We start from the raw sequence: 16,183 nt of genomic DNA, 5'->3' as shown, positions 1-16,183 counted from the left end.
GCATGACAGAGGCGCGAAAAACGGCGCAAACCGTGCTCTGCCAGTTTGAAAGCAGGGGGGGTTAATCGTTGAAACGGACGAAAGCCAGGCGGGCCGGTTCTTTCGGCGGGGCGGGGCGCTTCAGTGCAAGGGCGGCAAAGGAGGATTCCTTCGCGGGATCGAGCACCAGTATGACTGCCGCAGTTAACAGCAAGAGGGCGGCCCACTGGAGGGTGTCCAATGCTGGATGCTGCAATGCAGGTTTTATCGCCGTGACAGTGTCCTCACAGCTTTGCAGGCAACCACTGGCGTGGAGGGCATGATCATCCGCCACCCGCTGCTCGGCATGATGTGGCGCGGCTATCTCGTGATTCGGTTGCAACAGGCAACCCTGGATGGCCATCACGCCCATGGCTGACACCCACACCACGAGGATGAGGTGCAACAGGCGTTGGCGATGACGGCGGAACCAGGACATGAAGTACAACCTCGACTTATGACGTCGTATTGATTTTCAGTCTAGCCAGCAAGGCAACGGAGAATTTGATCAAAATCAAACTTCGGCCATTGACCGCCGAGCGGTTGTGTCGATCAGGCCACGGGCGCCTCTTGCTCGCGGGCCTGCTTGGCGCTTGAAACGTCGACGGCGCGGGGCAGGGTGACGCCGTTCTTGGCGGCGAGGATCTCGGCCATGACGCTCACGGCGATCTCGGCGGGTGTCTTGCTGCCGATGTAGATCCCGATCGGGCCGTGCAGGCGCTGGAGCGAGGCTTCGCTCTCGCCGAAGTGTTCGATCAGGCGTTCGCGGCGCAGTTGGCTGTTGCGCCGCGAACCGATCGCGCCGATGTAGAAGGCCGGGCTGTGCAGTGCCTCGAGCAAGGCCAGGTCGTCGAGCTTGGGGTCATGGCTGACGGCGACGATGCAACTGCGCAGGTCCGGGGCGAAGGCCCGGACCACATCGTCCGGCATGCCGACCAACTGCTCCACGCCCGCCACGTTCCAGCCGCCGATGTATTCGGGGCGGGGGTCGCAGACCGCGACCCGGAAGCCGTTGAACAGCGCCATGGTCGCCAGGTATTCGGCCAGCGCGCCGGCCCCGATCAGCAGCAGGCGGTAGCCGGGGCCCAGGGTGTTGACCATCTGCTGGCCATCGAAGAAGAACTGCTCCGGCGCCGTGCTGGTGGCCAGGGTCACCTGGCCAGTGCCCAGGTCCAGGCTGCGGCGTACCAGCTTGCCGGCGTTGAGTTGCGCCAGCAGTTGTCCGAGGGCAGGCCTCGATGGGGTGAATTCGAGGATCAGTTCCAGGGTTCCGCCACAGGGCAGGCCGAAGCGATGGGCTTCGTCGGCGCTGATGCCATAACGCACCACCTGCAGCGGACCGTTCGGCAGGGCGTTGCCAGCGTAGGCGCTGGTGTAGCGGTGGATCAGGTCGTCCTCGATACAACCTCCCGAGACGCTGCCGACCACCCGACCATCGCTGCGCAGGGCCATCATCGAACCCACGGGGCGGGGCGAGGAGCCCCAGGTGCGGGCCACGGTGGCGAGCAGGACGCGCTGGCCGGCCTGGAGCCAGTCATGGGCGGTACTCAGGACCAGTAGATCGATGCTTTCCATGGGGGCCTCTGTTGTTCATGCAAGGGGCTGCCGGCAAACCCGATCCGGGTGGAGGGGGATTGCCTGCGAGCCCCTGCTTTCAGCGCATGTGCAGGATGATCGGGCTGCTGCTGGCCGGGTCGGTATGTCCGCGCAGCTTGCCGACCGCTTGCGCATCGACCGCGCCACCCTGGTTCCCCCAGGTGCCGCGCACGAAGGTCAGGACCTCGGCGATTTCCCGGTCCGACAACTGCTCGCGAAAGGCCGGCATGCGGTAGGCATCCGGTACGCCGGCGGCGACCACGCGCAGCGAGCCGTTGAGGGTGATGTTGATCGCCGATGCGTTCTCCTTGGCCAGGGCTGAAGTAGCTCCCGCCAAAGGCGGCATCCACTCGGCCTGGCCCTGGCCGTCCAGGCCATGGCAGGAGGCGCAGCGGGTCACGTAGGTGTGGGCTCCGGGGCTGTCCGGACGGGTGGCGGCGGACACCGCCTGGTACTGCCAGGGCGTACCGTCGCGCTGCGGATCGCCGGGCAGCGACTTGAGGTAGCGGGCGATCGCGGCCAGGTCCTCGTCGGCCATGAACTGGGTGGAGTTGTTGAACGCCTCGGTCATCGAGCCGTAGACCACTGCATGCTTGTTGCGCCCGGTCTTGAGGAACTGCACGATCTCCGGCTCGCTCCAGCGCCCCAAACCGGTATTGGTATCCTGGCGCAGGCTCGGTGCGTACCAGCCGTCGAGCAGGGCGCCGGCGAGGAACGGCGCGCCGGATTCGTCCAGGGCCTTCTCATTGAACGCCAGGCCGCGCGGGGTGTGGCAACTGCCGCAGTGGCCCGGCCCCTGGACGATGTAGGCGCCGCGGTTCCACAGCGCATCCTCGGCGGGCTTGGCCGCGTAGGGCGTGGTCGGGGCGAACAGGCCGTTCCACAGCGCGATGGGCCAGCGCATATTGAGCGGCCAGGGGATAGCGCTGGGGACATTCGGCTGGCTGTCCGGTTGCACGCCTTTCATGAAGAACGCGTACAGCGCGCGCATGTCATCGTCGCTGAGCTTGACGTAGGACGGGTAGGGCATGGCCGGGTAGAGCCGCCGGCCGCCCGGGGCGACGCCATGGCGTACGGCGCGGTCGAAGTCGGCCAGGCTGTAGGCGCCGATGCCGGCGTCCCGGTCGGGGGTGACGTTGGTGGCGTGGATGGCCCCCAGCGGCGTGGCCATTGCCAGGCCGCCAGCGAACGGCGCCTTGCCCGGCAGGCTGTGGCAAGCCACGCAGTCGCTGACCCGGGCGACGTACTCGCCGCGGCTCACCAGGGCGGGGTCGAAGCTGGCCGCCGCGGCCTGTTCCTGCTCGAAGGGCGAGGCGGGCTGGCGGGTCACATACCAGGCCAGCAGGCCTGCCGCGACCAGGCACGGCAAGGCCAGCCAGCCTGCGGTTCTTGCGAATCGGCTGTTATTCATGGGCAGTCCTTGTCGTTAGCTGAAGGTGTATCGGCTCAATGGCAGGCTACGGATGCGCTGGCCGGTCAGCCGCGCCACCGCGTTGGCCACCGCCGGCGCCACCGCGGGGAGCGGGGGCTCGCCGATGCCGCCCATCTTTTCGCCACTCTCGACAATCCGTACATGCACCCGCGCCATGCGTGAAGGCGGCAGGATCGGGTACAGGTCGTAGTTGCGCGCCCGTGGCTTGCCGTTGACGTAGACCGCTTCTTCCACCAGCGCCTGGGACAACCCCAGGGCCACGGCGCCATTGACCTGCGCCTTGACGATCGCCGGATTGACGATGCTCCCCGGGTCGATGGCCTGCCAGATGTCGTGGACCTTGACCTGGCCGCCTTCGATCGAGACCTCGGCGATTACCGCCGTGTGCGAGCCGAACGGCGAGGCCATGGCCACGCCGCGGGCGCGTCGAGTGCCGTCCTCGGCGGTGAACGGGCCACGCTTCCAGCCGCCGGACAGTTCGCCCACCGCCTGCAACAGTGTGGTCAGGCGCGGGTTGTCGCGCAGCAGGTGCTGGCGTAGCTCGTACGGATCGCGGCCGCCTTTGTCTGCCAGTTCGTCGAGGAAGGCTTCGTAGAAGAAATCGTTGAGCGAGTTGCCCACCGAACGCCAGTAGCCGAGCATCACCGGCCCCTTGACGTAGATTTGCGCGATGCGCTTGTTGGCAATCGCGTAGGACTTGCCCGACAGCCCTTCGAGGGCCGTGGGGTCGAGTTTTTCGCCCTGCTTGCCGGCGATGGCTTCGGTGGGGCCTTCGGTGGCGCTCACCGCTTCGATCGCCACCGGCAAACCTTCGGCGTCCAGCGCGGCGCGGAACTTGACCACGGCGACAGGGCGTAGCGCATCGCGCACGAACTCTTCCTCGCGACTCCAGATCAGCTTGACCGGACGGCCGACGGCCTTGGCCAGGGCGATGGCCTGTGGGTAGGGATTGGCCGAGTCATAGAGGAAATGCCGGCCGAAAAAACCGCCCAGCAGCGGCGAGTGCAGGGTGATTTGCGCGGGGGCAAGGCCGGTGCGCCTGGCGATGTCGTCGCGGAACATGTCCGGCGCCTGGTTGGGCAGCCAGACCTCGAGCGAACCGTCGGGATTGAAGCGCGCCAGGGCCGAAGGCGGCTCCAGCTGGGCGTGGTTGAGGTACTGGTTGTGGTAGGTGGCTTCGACCCGGGTCTTGGCGCTGGCCAGGGCGGCGACCACATCGCCTTCGTTCTCGTCGTCGCGAGCCGGGCCTTGCTGGGCAGCGAGAAAATCGCGGAACGCATCGCTGGAGAAACCGGCGGGCATCGTCCGCACCTTCGAATCGGCCGCCGCTTCCAGCCAGTCGACCTGGATGGTTTCCACCGCGCGTTTGGCGTGCCACCAGCGTTCGGCGACCACCGCCACCGCGCCGGGCAACTGGTGAACGGAGTGCACACCTTTCATGGCCTTGACCTGCGCCTCGTTGCGCAGGCTGCCCACGGTCATGCCCAGGCGCGGCGCGTGCTGCACGGCGGCGTGGAGCATGCCGTCGACCTTCAGGTCGATGCTGTACAGCGCCTTGCCGGTGGATTTTTCATAGGCATCGACGCGCCGCACCGGCTTGCCGATCCAGCGGAACTGGCTCGGGTCGCGCAGGGTGATGCTGGCCGGGTCGGGCACCGGCATATCCAGGGCACGACCGGCCAACTCACCGTAGCCCAGCGAGCGACCGGAAGCGGCATGCAGCACCCGGCCAGGCTCGGTAGACAGCTCGGCCACCGGGACGCCCAGCTGTTCGGCGCCGGCCTGCAGCAGCATGGTGCGGGCGAGGGCGCCCAGGCGGCGCATGGTCGGGTAGCTCATGCGTACCGACATGCTGCCGCCGGTGATGCGCATACCGTTCTCCATCACCACGTAGGCTTCGCCAGGCGGCGCGCTCTCGACCAGGAAGGTGGCGGGATCGGCATCCAGCTCTTCGCCGACGATCTGGGCCATGGCGGTGTGGGTGCCTTGTCCGCCTTCCATGAAGGGGCTGAGCAGGCACACGGTGCCGTCCGGGCGAATCTCGAGAAATGCCGGGACCTTGGTCCCGCGTTCCGCGGCGGTCGCCGTGGCGGCCAGAACCCGGGCCGAGCCAAGCGGCAGGCCGAAACCGAGTACCAGTGCACCTACGGCAGTACCGGTCAGAAAGCGCCGGCGGGACAGGTTGATTGGCTCGTCGAGCGGCAGGCCCGGGAGGTCTTCAGCGGAGTCGATGGGCTTGTTCATCAGGCGCTTTCCTTCTTGGCAGGCTGTGCGGCAAGGTCATGCACGGCAGTACGGATGGCGTTGTAGGTGCCGCAGCGGCACAGGTTGACCATCGCCGCATCGATCTGCGCATCACTGGGCGTGGCGCTGTGCTTGAGCAGTGCAGTGGCCGCCATCACCTGCCCGGACTGGCAGTAGCCGCACTGCGCCACTTGGTGCTCGACCCAGGCGGCCACCACGCGCTTGCCGACCTCGTCCGTTTCGATCGCCTCGATGGTGGTGACCTCGCGGCCGACCACCCCCGCCACCGGGGTGACGCAGGCGCGCACCACGTTGCCGTCCACCAGCACGGAGCAAGCGCCGCACTGGGCCAGGCCGCAGCCGTACTTGGTACCGGTCAGGCCCAGGTCATCGCGGATCACCCACAGCAACGGCGTGTCGGCGTCGGCATCGACCTGATAGGTCTTCTGGTTGATTCGTAGTTCCATGGCTCACCTGCTGATCATCGGTTGGTGTGTCGTTGTTTTTTCTTCAGGGAGGCGCTACGAGGCGCCTCCTTGGTCAAGAAACGCGGGTAAAGGCGCAGGTACGCCAAGCCGCTGCCCCGTGCGCCGGGCTGGCCGCAAGCACATTGGAGTTGGCCGGCAGGCCCGGTGAGATAACGAGAAAATGCGCGGAGGTGTCGAGGGTGTGTGCCAGGGGCGATGCCTGGCCGGCGCTGGCGTGGGTCATGGCGGCTGGCTCCTAGTGATCGGAACTCTAGCCCAGGGGGAAAGGGTTTCCTATCCGATACCCGGCAAGCTCAGAGGATCAGGCAAGTATTCCAGAGGATTGCGCAAAAGCGGGGGGCTTGGCTGGCTGGAGCGACTGCACAAGGTAGGGGGATGGCGCGGTTGCTTAGGAGGAGGGCCAGGAGGGAGAGCGTCGCGATGAACCATCGGGCCGCACAACTGGTGCGCGACCCGATGGGTTTGATCCCTGCTTAGATCCGGTGGATCTGGGTGATGTGTGGCTTGCCTTTGATAGGCGCGTAGATTTCCACTACCGCTTGCCAACTTTCCGACGAGCCCGGCAGCGTCGCTTTCGATTGATAGCGATAGTTCGTGCCGTTGACGACCTGGGTCGAAACCAGTTCAGGCGTGTACTGCACACCCACGAACCCGGCCAGGGCTTCTTTGAATACTTCCTGATCCTTTGGGGTCAGTTTGTGATAAGGAGTCCATCCGCCAACAAAGTTCTCTTGAGCCGACATACGATATATCTCCATATATAAGTTCCTACTCGTCTGGCTTTTCGGAGTCCGCCCCGTTTATTGAATGGTTTCCGGAATCCATTGTGCCGGGTGGTTTTCCCCAGCGCTGTTCCTCGTGGAACAGGGCGTTTGGGAGAGCACCGGCACGTACTGCACATATCGCGCACTGCAGGCCAGCAAGTGGCGGGCGCGAATGTCGGGTCATGGAGGATGGGGTGGTAGTCGCCGGCTTCAGATCCTTGTCCCTGATAGAAACAGCCTTCGATGAACGATGACTGCCAGACCTCCATGTCTTGTCCGCAGCAGCCCTGCTTATGGGGGCATGCCGCTGGATGGCCTTAAGCTATCAGGCATCGGCGGAAAGTCTGTGCGCATTTGGCTGTGCGAGCTGTAAGGCGTTGGCTATTAGCTACGAACGGCCACAGGAATTGTCGTTAGAAAGTCGATTTGCCAATGGACGCTCCGCCATCGACAAACAATGTCTGGCCAGTGATAAAGCCGCTCTGTTCCGATAGCAGGAAGGCGATGGCCGCCGCGATTTCATCCGGCTGACCGAGCCTGCCCATGGGAACGCTCGCCAGGTAACGTGCTTCACCGTCGCTGCCGAGCGGATTCCCGGCGCGGAACAACTCGGTTTCCGTGGGGCCTGGAGCAATGGCGTTGACGGTGATCCCGCTGGTTGCCAGCTCCAACGCCCAGGAGCGCGTGAAGCTGACCAGCGCGGCTTTTGCTGCGGCATAGGCGGTGCGGTGCGGGATCCCCAGGATGGTCAGGCTGGAGAGGTTGACGATCCTTCCCCAACCTCGATTGCGCATCCCCGGCAGCAAAGCTTGCGTTGCCTGCAAGGCGCTATGCAGGTTGATCCGCATGACTTCATCAAAATCGTCGAGCTGTATATCGCCCAGTGCCTGCGGGCGCACCAGGCCAACGTTATTGATCAAACCATCGAAGGCATAACGTGAAACCAGCCCCGCCAGCGTTTTTCCGGTCTGCTCCCGGTCGCCCAGATCGAGGGAAACAAGGGTACCGGGAAAATGCGGGTCGTTGCCGTTGCGAGCGATGCCGACCACATGGTGGCCCGCTTGGGACAATTGGTTCGCGAGCGCACGGCCGATACCCTTGCTGGCACCGGTGATAAGGAAAGTACGAGTTTTCATTGCGGTGCTCCAAACACCCGGCAACATCCGGGATCAGGGGAGGGGACAGGTTCATCACCAGGATGTGGTATTCGCGATGGCTGCAGTCGATGCAATACGAGGCGATTAATGTCGGGTCCAGAAATAATCAGGAGAGCCGCTGTCGCCCCTGCCTGGATACTCTATTGAGGCGTGCCGTGACGATAAACCACCCCTGGTGGAATTCATCTGGACTTAAAAAGCAATATTCATGGTCGGCTTTGCCGATCACTCAAGCGGCCCTGAAGCAGAAATGGCTGTCTGCGTAACCCCAGCTGCTTCTGGCATTCCAACGGGGACATGCCGAACCAGCGATTGAATGCTCGGGAAAAGGTACTGACGTCGGCGTAGCCGAGCAGTTGCGCCACGTGGGTCATGCTGATCGAGGGGATTTTCAGGTAGTTGTGCACCATTCCCTGGCGGGTTTCATCCAGCAGTCGCTGGAAGGAGGTGCCTTCCTGCGCCAGGCGGCGCTGCAGTGTGCGTGGGTTTATCGCCATGCAGTCGGCAACCCGCTCGATCGTGGCCCGACCGCTGGGCAACAGGTTGCGCAGCAATTGTCTGACGTAGCCCGGCATTTCGTCCGCGGCCAGGCGCTCCATGCCGCTCAGATGTTCAGCCATCAGTTGGTGCAGGGTTTCATCGGCAAGACTCAGTGGCAGCGCCAGCACCGAGGCGTCGAATAGCAGCCCGGTGTGGGCTGCGGCGAACGTCGGCGTAATACCCAGCGCCCGCCGATAGGCCGACTCATCGCCAAGGGGAGGGTGGCGAAGCAGCACCGCCTTGGGTTGCCAGTCTCCACCTGCCAGGGTGCGCATCAGCCGCAGGCCGACACCACAGGCCAGCTCTTCTGCCTGGGGCAGTCCGGGAACGGCCTGTTCACCGGCCCGATAGCTGAGGAGTGCCATGCCGTCGACGACATCCAGGCCGATTTGCGCCGCGCCGTTGTAAAACCCGTAGTGGGTCCGCAGTTCGAACAGCGCATCACCGACGGTCCTGGTGTTGTGGATCAGGTAGAAAATATCGCCAAAGACATCGATCCCCTGGTAGAGCCCATACTCCAGGCCGAACAACGCGTTGCTGGAGCTCTGCTGGCAGAGCTCCAGCAACGCGCAGTAGCGACGGAAGGACAAGATATCGGATGTCGAGGCGTTGATCGAGGATCGGCAGCGGGGGGCTGCGCTTGGGTAGAGTCACATCACATCACCCACAACTTGTAGTCAGGGGCTTACGGGTGTGCTCCCAAGCGTAGATGTCGCGAGCGACTATTCGAATCCTGAATAGCTGCGTTGCAGAAAGTGGGCGAGTGTTCGGCGTACCCAGCGAGTATATTCAAGGGTAATGTCCTAGATCACAGGGAGCTTTTGTGACAGTTTTTTCGTACAGCATCCATTCGGGAATTTTCGAGGCTCACCCTGACTACTGCCGTGGTGTGGTTGTTTTTCGCAACCTCGACAACACTAAGCAGCAACCCGAAGTCACTCAGCAGCTCCGCGATAGCGAGGCAGCCCTGCGACAGAAAATCGTGGGCAACCCAGCTGAGCATCCACACATTGCAGCGTGGCGAGATGCTTATCGTCAATTTGGGGCTAAGCCTTCCGAGCATCGAAGCTCCATTGAGGCTCTCAGCCGCCGTGTACTCAAACCGGACTCCCTTCCTGACATCAATACATTGGTCGATATCGGCAACCTTCTTTCGTTGCGATATGTCCTGCCAGCTGGGGTACACCCGATTACCACCCGTTCGCAGAATATAGAGTTGCGCAAGGCAAACCCTCTAGATCGATTTCTTGCGGAACCCGGTAAAGAGCCCGAGCCCATCTCACCTGACGAGATCGTCCTGGCGACAACCAATCGTATCCTCACCCGCCGCTGGACATGGCGGCAGGCAGCGGACACTCGTACCCTCCCTGAGACCAGTTTTGTATTTTTTGATATCGATGGCCTACTTCCCAGCACCAACGCAGAGGTGAGGGCGGCCATTGCTGATTTGACCCACTTGGTGAGTCGCTACTGTGGTGGGGAGTGCGTTGGCTACGCGATACTGGATGCAGGTAATCCGTCTATTAGTATCAGCCTGGAATAGCATCTATGAGCCCCGCCTTCGATAACCTCAGCATTTCACAATTGAAGGCGCTGGTAACAATCCTGGAGGTGCCTCATCTCAGCCGGGCGGCGACAATTCTGGGTACCAGCCAATCAACTCTCAGTCGACACCTGGCTCTGTTCCGTGAGGTGCTGGGCGATCCTCTTTTGGTTCGTCAAGGGCGAGAATACACATTGACGGAACGCGGGGATCAATTGCTTGAGCCGCTTAAGAATTTGCTGGAGCGGATCGATAGCATCAGTTCACCTGCTGTTTTTTCACCCGCTACGTGCAATCGGCGTTTTATATTGGCTGGGTCCGACTACGTTGCACAGTACATTCTTCCTGACTTGCTACGAGACCTTGCCAGCGTTGCCCCTGATGTCAATATCGATTTTCGCACTTGGCAGGCCAACCGTTTCGATTGGCTATCGAGTGGCAGGGTCGATCTGATTACCAGCATGATTGACGAAACGCCGGCGGACTACCATGGTCGCATCATCGGGGAGGACGTTGCCGTATGCTGTATGCGTTCGGGCCATCCTCTTGCCTCGTTTTCCGTCGTAAGCCAACGGGACTATCTTGCCTGGCCGCATATAAAGATTACGGTTGGCGGCGATAAAGACGGCTTTGTAGACGCCTATCTGCGCAAACAGCAACTCACTCGTAATCTTAAATTGTCGGTTCCGTACTATTCAGCTGCTCTGGGCGTTCTTCAGCAAAGTGACGCCCTGCTGACATTGCCAGAACACATTGCACGCAGATGGAGTGAACAGGCCGAGATCTGTTTCCGGCCTCTATCTTTTATTGAACATCAGTTTCGTTATTGGGTCGTCTGGCACAGTCGTACCCAACCCTCAGCTGAGCAACAATGGTTCCGGCAATTCGTTTATCAACATTGTCGAGGGTCTCAATTTCTCAGCCCTGGCAATCATCTTCCGCATGGCAAAATTTTGTAATTATTCAGAACCTGCATAGTAACTATGCAGGTGTGGTGGCTGTCTGCAAAGCGTCATGATGGTAATGTAAAGCCTCATCGACTTGCCACGGGCAATTCGATACATAGAGACCCAAACGATCATAATCATGGGTATTTCTTACCCTCTTTATACCTGCCGAAATTACGTCTCGCCTAGCACCTCAGTGGTTGCTATCTGGGATGATGATAACTGAGAAGAATAATATGAGCAGAATTCAGAGTTCTGGGCCCGAGCTTTCGCGCGGCCTATCGAATCGTCACATCCAAATGATTGGACTGGGTGGGGCTATCGGCACTGGTTTGTTCCTTGGCAGTGCAGGGGTAATAAAGTCAGCCGGGCCAGGGCTTCTTATTGGATACGCCTTCGCAGGTATGATCGCGTTCCTGATTATGCGACAACTGGGCGAGATGTTAGTCGATGAGCCAGTGTCTGGATCACTTAGTCATTTTGCTCGAAAATATTGCGGTGGCTTTCTAGGTTACCTAACTGGCTGGAACTATATAGCCGCCTATGTTCTGGTTGGAATGGCCGAGCTGACAGCAATCGGTAAGTATATCCAGTTCTGGTGGCCGGAGATTCCAACATGGACAACGGCTGCCTGCTTCTTTCTAATCGTAAATGGCATGAACCTGCTGAATGTTCGCGTCTATGGAGAAGTGGAGTTCTGGTTCGCGTTAGTGAAGGTTCTCGCGATCATCGCCATGATTGGATTTGGTAGCTGGCTGCTCTTCGGCCCCGTTCAGCCGGTGGGGGCTTCTGTCGCGAACCTGTGGTCGCACGGTGGCTTCCTCCCGAATGGTTTTGGCGGACTATTGATGGCTCTTCCTTTCATCATGTTCGCGTTTGGCGGCTTGGAGATGATTGGCTTTACCGCTGGCGAAGCAAAAAAACCTAAGAAAACCATTCCTCGTGCCATCAACCAAGTTCTGTATCGGATTGGCATATTTTATATTGCGGCCCTTACTATTCTTTTAGCGCTAAGCCCCTGGGATATCCTTGTGGCTTCCCTGGATCAAGCTGGTGATCCTTATAGTGCAAGCCCGTTCGTCAAAATTTTGAGCCTGCTGGGCAGTGACTTGGCGGCTCACCTACTCAATTTAGTTGTTTTGACAGCAGCGATGTCGGTCTATAACGGTGTTATCTATTGCAATACACGCTTGCTGTTTTCAATGGCTGAGCAAAATCAGGCTCCTAAGCCTCTTACCAGGCTCAATGGTAATCAAGTACCTGTAAACGCGCTGATTGCGACTTCGCTGGTGACAGGAGCGGCCGTCATCCTGAACTATTTTTCGCCAAATGGGACAATGGAAGTCCTGATGTCTCTGACCGTCTCAGCGACTGTTATTAATTGGCTTCTCACAAGTTATACGCACCTGAAGTTCAGGAAGGCAAAGTCAGAGAATGGTCCGGGGCTAGAGTACAAATCCCCACTTCATCCATTCAGCAATTACCTTTGTATCGCCTTCATTATTGGTCTGCTGGTCGTTATGGCCTTCATTCCGGCAATTCGCATCGCCGTATGGTTGATCCCGCTCTGGCTTCTTTTGGTATATGCAAGCTACAGAAAACATCAAACAGGCGTGCCCCATAAAGTTAGCTACGAATAAAACCGCAATAGGTACTATATGAAAACTGATAAGAGCTCTCCGGCAACAATGACCGGTGGTGATGCCTTGGTTCAAAGCCTCAAGGCGCATGGTGTAGATACGGTTTTTGCACTCCCTGGTGCTCAAATCTATGGCCTCACCGACGCACTTGCCCGTAATGCCGATAGCTTGCGGATCTTTGGTGCCCGGCACGAGCAGACCAGTGCTTACATGGCGTTTGGATATGCTCGATCCACCGGTAAACCAGGCGTTTTCACTGTGGTTCCCGGGCCCGGAATTCTCAACTCCAGTGCTGCGATGTTGACCGCCCATGGCTGTAATGCACCAGTTCTGGCGCTCACCGGCGACGTCATGAGCGCGTTCAAGGATCGCGGACGTGGTCAATTGCATGAGCTCCCGCGCCAATTAGAAATTCTGCGAAGCGTCGGAAAGTGGGCGGCTCATATCGAGCAGCCTGCAGACGCACCCTGGCAAGTTGCACGTGCTTTTCAAGAGATGCTGTCCGGGCGCCCTGGTGTGGTATCTCTCCAGGCACCGTGGGACTTTTTCACCAAGTCGGCCACTGTTTTGCCTCAACAGCCTATCGGCTTGAAGCCGACTCCGCCTGTGGATACCGACGCGGTCGATCGTGCTGCAGATTTGTTGAGCAAGGCAAAGGCGCCGATGATCTTCGTAGGCTCTGGAGCCCTGGACGCCGGTGCCGAGGTCAACCAACTGGCCGAGGTTTTGGGGGCACCAGTGGTCAGTTTCAGGGGCGGGCGGGGCGTTGTGAGCGACGAACATCCTTTAGGGTTCACAGTCGCCGCAGGCGCCCGGTTGTGGCCGCAAACTGACGTGGCTGTAGTTATCGGTTCCCGATTCGAGTTGCTGGACATTCGCTGGAGGCACCGTCCTGCTGGGCTGAAGCTGATCCGCATCGATATCGACCCAGCAGAAGTTCGCAGAATCAGTGCAGAAGTTAACTTGGTCGCCGATGCTGGCGAGGCATCCAAGGCGCTCGCCGAAGCGGTTCTACGAGTAGGCCCACCTCTACATCGGGATGTGGAAATTGCCGAAGCCAAGGCCGCTGCAGAGCATGCTATCCAGGCTGTGCAACCTCAACTCAGTTACCTGCGAGTTATCCGCGAGGTTCTGCCACGCGATGGCTTCTTCATCGAGGAAATCTCCCAAGTCGGATTCACATCCATCTTTGGCTTTCCGGTTTATAAACCTCGCACTTTGGTTACCTCCGGTCACCAAGGCACGCTTGGCTTTGGATTCCCTACTGCGCTCGGTGTGAAGGCTGCCCATCCGGACAAAGCTGTCGTTTCCATCTGCGGTGATGGCGGTTTCATGTTCGCAGCCCAAGAGTTGGCAACCGCTGTGCAGTACAAACTGAACCTGGTCACCATTGTTTTCAACAACAGCGCCTTCGGGAACGTTTACCGGGATCAGCAGGAGAGCTTTGGCGGTCGGTTGCTCGGATCCGAATTGGTAAACCCTGACTTCGTTAAATTCGCTGAATCGTTCGGTGTCGAGGCATACCGCGTCAACTCCCCAGCTCAGCTGCACCCTGTTTTGGAGCATGCATTCGCTGCGGATAAGCCCGTCCTGATCGAGGTGATAGTTCCTCGCGGTGGTGATACGAGTCCGTGGACATTTCTACACCCAACTTTCACCAACTGAATCCAGGAGACCACTAATGTTCGAGCAGGTCGAAATTTATCCCGGCGACCCAATCCTGTCGCTGATGGACGATTATCAGAGAGATTCCCGTGTTGAAAAGGTTAACCTCAGCATCGGTTTCTATTACGACGAGAACGGTAACGTTCCTGTTCTGGAGTCGGTAAAAAAAGCAAAGAACATCCTGGATGCAAGGGCCCAAGAACCCAATCTTTATCTCCCAATGGATGGTCTTCCTTCTTTCCGTAATCGTGTCCAGGAGTATCTGTTTGGTGAGACGAACGCCGCTCATGGAGAACGCATCGCTACCATACAAACAGTTGGAGGCTCTGGCGCAATTCGAGTCGGCGCAGATTTCTTGAAACGCTATTACCCGGACTCTCAAGTCTGGGTAAGCGACCCAACGTGGGACAACCACCATGCAATCTTCAAGGGAGCTGGCTTTGAAGTGCAGCGCTATCAGTACCTGAAGGAGGAGGGGCAGGAGATCAACCTTGAAGGCCTGATTGATGCCTTCGAATCGTTGCCGGTGAATACCATCGTTCTCTTGCATGCATGCTGTCACAACCCTACAGGTCTGGATCTGTCCCCAAGTCAATGGGAGGCCCTATTCAGTGTGTTCGCCCGCCGTTCGCTCATTCCGTTCCTGGATGCTGCCTATCTGGGAATGGGGGATGGCCTGGAAGAAGACAGTTATGCGATTCGCGCCTTGGCGGCTAAGGGCATCACCGGTCTTATCAGCAATTCCTTCTCGAAGGTTTTCTCTCTTTATGGCGAGCGTGTTGGTTCGCTGTCCATCATCTGCGAGAGCAGCGCCATAGCTGGGCGCGTTGCGGGTCAACTCAAAGGCACAGTGCGCACCAACTATTCAAATCCCCCTCGATTCGGTGCCGAGTTGGTGAACATCATTCTTTCCGAACCATCACTCAAAGCAGAGTGGTTAGTTGAGCTTGAGCGGATGCGTCAGCGAATGGTCGACATGCGACATGCTCTATATGACGAGATCAAGACGCTCAAACCATCCTCTAACGTGGAGTACCTCGTCACGCAGAAAGGCATGTTCAGCTTTTCCGGTCTGACACCAGAAGCTGTGGATCGCATTCGAGAGGATCATGGCATTTACTTCATTCGCAATGGGCGAGTGTGCATTGCGGGACTGAATGCTTCGAACGTATCCAAAGTGGCAGCTGCTATCGCATCAGAATCGTGATGCGCTTTAGTTGAAACTTGACCTCTTAGCGCCCATTTGGGCGCTTTTTTCCCGAGATTAAGGGCGGCGCAGGACGCAGTACAGCTACAAGATTGATGCAAGGTAGTGGGTACCGTAATGATCGTTCAAAGGTTCATCAAAAGCGTAGAGCGGGGGCAGACTGACGGATCGATCGCTTCAGACCTGGGCTCTCCGTTTTCTGGCCGAGTCTCTTTCTTGCGGTGAATGTCACCGGTGTTTTTGTTGCCGCTCAGGAGGCGCTCAAGCACATGGGGCAGGGTGGGCGAATCATTCATATCGGCCGCCAGGTTACTGACACAGTCAGACCTGGACGTCAGCATCGCCAATAGCCGTAGCCGGTGGGGCTAATGGCCGGACAGTTGAAGGAGTGACCAGTTGGGCACTTGGAATGAATATTGTTTTCCTGCATGACTACTGGGCAAAGAGGACTTGACATTTTTAAAAGAACAAATTGGAAGGTGTCCACGTTTCATGGAATGTGGACACTTCAACACTCGGCGAGTACGGCTACAGCTTGAAGGACGTGATCAAGCTACTTGATCCTCAGGCGATTCGTCGCGTGCCCACCAGCGAGCCGAAAACCGGTAGCCGTAAACCGTGGCAGGTGAAGACCTATAAAAAACCACACCGAAAACTTTCGCTAAGGTTTCTCAACGAGTTCTGCCAGAACCTCCAGCAGCGCTACGGGTGCTCGGCTGACGATCTGCGGTACTCTCAAGAGCAGGCATACTGTCGAGGACTGGAGGCTTTGCCAGGCTGCAAATCTGACCACACACCCAGTCCCAGCTCTGCATATTATGATTCGCATAATGTATATTATGTTAAACGAGGGGTCATGTTAGAAATGTTCATAAGGATCGTAAGGTCTTGATTCGACAAACCTGCTTCTGACGTCCACTCTGTTAACGGGCCATGTCCTTC

The 16,183-nt window shown here is 59.0% G+C and carries 14 protein-coding genes and 2 pseudogenes; 7 read left to right on the top strand and 9 right to left on the bottom strand.

Annotated elements, in window-relative coordinates:
* Positions 1–61 precede the first annotated feature (61 nt).
* The 9 genes from H0I86_RS16740 to H0I86_RS16700 all read right to left on the bottom strand — a co-directional run bounded on the left by H0I86_RS16740 (position 62) and on the right by H0I86_RS16700 (position 8,829).
* Positions 62–457, bottom strand: coding sequence for a hypothetical protein (locus H0I86_RS16740; RefSeq protein WP_180921329.1), 396 nt, complete (start codon positions 455–457; stop codon positions 62–64).
* Positions 458–570: 113 nt separating this feature from the next.
* Entirely contained in the window at positions 571–1,593 is a 1,023-nt protein-coding gene (locus tag H0I86_RS16735) for an XdhC family protein (RefSeq protein ID WP_180921328.1), read from the bottom strand.
* A 79-nt stretch (positions 1,594–1,672) separates the two neighbouring features.
* Positions 1,673–3,025 carry a c-type cytochrome gene (locus tag H0I86_RS16730; RefSeq protein WP_180921327.1) on the bottom strand — a complete coding sequence of 451 codons (1,353 nt, stop codon included), beginning with the start codon at positions 3,023–3,025 and terminating at the stop codon, positions 1,673–1,675.
* A gap of 15 nt (positions 3,026–3,040) precedes the next feature.
* Positions 3,041–5,290, bottom strand: a complete 2,250-nt coding sequence (locus tag H0I86_RS16725; protein ID WP_180921326.1) for a xanthine dehydrogenase family protein molybdopterin-binding subunit — start codon at positions 5,288–5,290, stop codon at positions 3,041–3,043.
* Positions 5,290–5,757, bottom strand: coding sequence for a (2Fe-2S)-binding protein (locus H0I86_RS16720; protein WP_180921325.1), 468 nt, complete (start codon positions 5,755–5,757; stop codon positions 5,290–5,292). Before H0I86_RS16720 ends, H0I86_RS16725 begins: the two co-directional genes overlap by 1 nt.
* Before the next feature lie 73 nt (positions 5,758–5,830).
* Entirely contained in the window at positions 5,831–6,001 is a 171-nt protein-coding gene (locus tag H0I86_RS16715; protein WP_180921324.1) for a hypothetical protein, read from the bottom strand.
* 250 nt (positions 6,002–6,251) lie between these two features.
* Positions 6,252–6,521, bottom strand: a complete 270-nt coding sequence (locus H0I86_RS16710) for a hypothetical protein (protein WP_009049031.1) — start codon at positions 6,519–6,521, stop codon at positions 6,252–6,254.
* 434 nt (positions 6,522–6,955) lie between these two features.
* Positions 6,956–7,678: an SDR family oxidoreductase gene (locus tag H0I86_RS16705; RefSeq protein WP_180921323.1), complete on the bottom strand. Its 723-nt coding sequence runs from the start codon at positions 7,676–7,678 to the stop codon at positions 6,956–6,958.
* 227 nt (positions 7,679–7,905) lie between these two features.
* Positions 7,906–8,829 carry an AraC family transcriptional regulator gene (locus H0I86_RS16700; protein ID WP_258019330.1) on the bottom strand — a complete coding sequence of 308 codons (924 nt, stop codon included), beginning with the start codon at positions 8,827–8,829 and terminating at the stop codon, positions 7,906–7,908.
* 233 nt (positions 8,830–9,062) lie between these two features.
* Between H0I86_RS16700 and H0I86_RS16695 the strand changes: the two genes are divergently transcribed.
* From H0I86_RS16695 to H0I86_RS32205, 7 genes and pseudogenes are all read left to right on the top strand, one after another.
* Complete coding sequence (locus H0I86_RS16695) at positions 9,063–9,782, top strand: B3/B4 domain-containing protein (RefSeq protein WP_180921322.1); 720 nt, start codon at positions 9,063–9,065, stop codon at positions 9,780–9,782.
* Positions 9,783–9,787: 5 nt separating this feature from the next.
* Entirely contained in the window at positions 9,788–10,741 is a 954-nt protein-coding gene (locus tag H0I86_RS16690; protein WP_180921321.1) for a LysR family transcriptional regulator, read from the top strand.
* Positions 10,742–10,965: 224 nt separating this feature from the next.
* On the top strand, positions 10,966–12,369 hold the full coding sequence (locus H0I86_RS16685; RefSeq protein ID WP_180921320.1) for an amino acid permease: 1,404 nt from the start codon (positions 10,966–10,968) through the stop codon (positions 12,367–12,369).
* Positions 12,370–12,387: 18 nt separating this feature from the next.
* Positions 12,388–14,034 carry a thiamine pyrophosphate-dependent enzyme gene (locus H0I86_RS16680; protein ID WP_180921319.1) on the top strand — a complete coding sequence of 549 codons (1,647 nt, stop codon included), beginning with the start codon at positions 12,388–12,390 and terminating at the stop codon, positions 14,032–14,034.
* 16 nt (positions 14,035–14,050) lie between these two features.
* A complete protein-coding gene (locus tag H0I86_RS16675; RefSeq protein WP_180921318.1) occupies positions 14,051–15,241 on the top strand; it encodes an amino acid aminotransferase in 1,191 nt (396 codons plus the stop codon).
* A gap of 215 nt (positions 15,242–15,456) precedes the next feature.
* Positions 15,457–15,543 (top strand): annotated as a pseudogene (locus H0I86_RS32210) (oxidoreductase); the annotation flags it as partial.
* Between the two features lie 212 nt (positions 15,544–15,755).
* Positions 15,756–15,890, top strand: a pseudogene (locus H0I86_RS32205) (transcriptional regulator); the annotation flags it as partial.
* Between the last annotated feature and the right edge of the window lie 293 nt (positions 15,891–16,183).

Origin of the sequence: Pseudomonas chlororaphis subsp. aurantiaca (genome assembly GCF_013466605.1) — a bacterium.
In the GTDB taxonomy this organism is placed as follows: Bacteria; Pseudomonadota; Gammaproteobacteria; order Pseudomonadales; family Pseudomonadaceae; genus Aquipseudomonas; species Aquipseudomonas chlororaphis_I.
The sequence above is the reverse complement of the archived record's forward strand: the minus strand, read 5'-3'. Positions and strand labels throughout refer to the sequence as shown.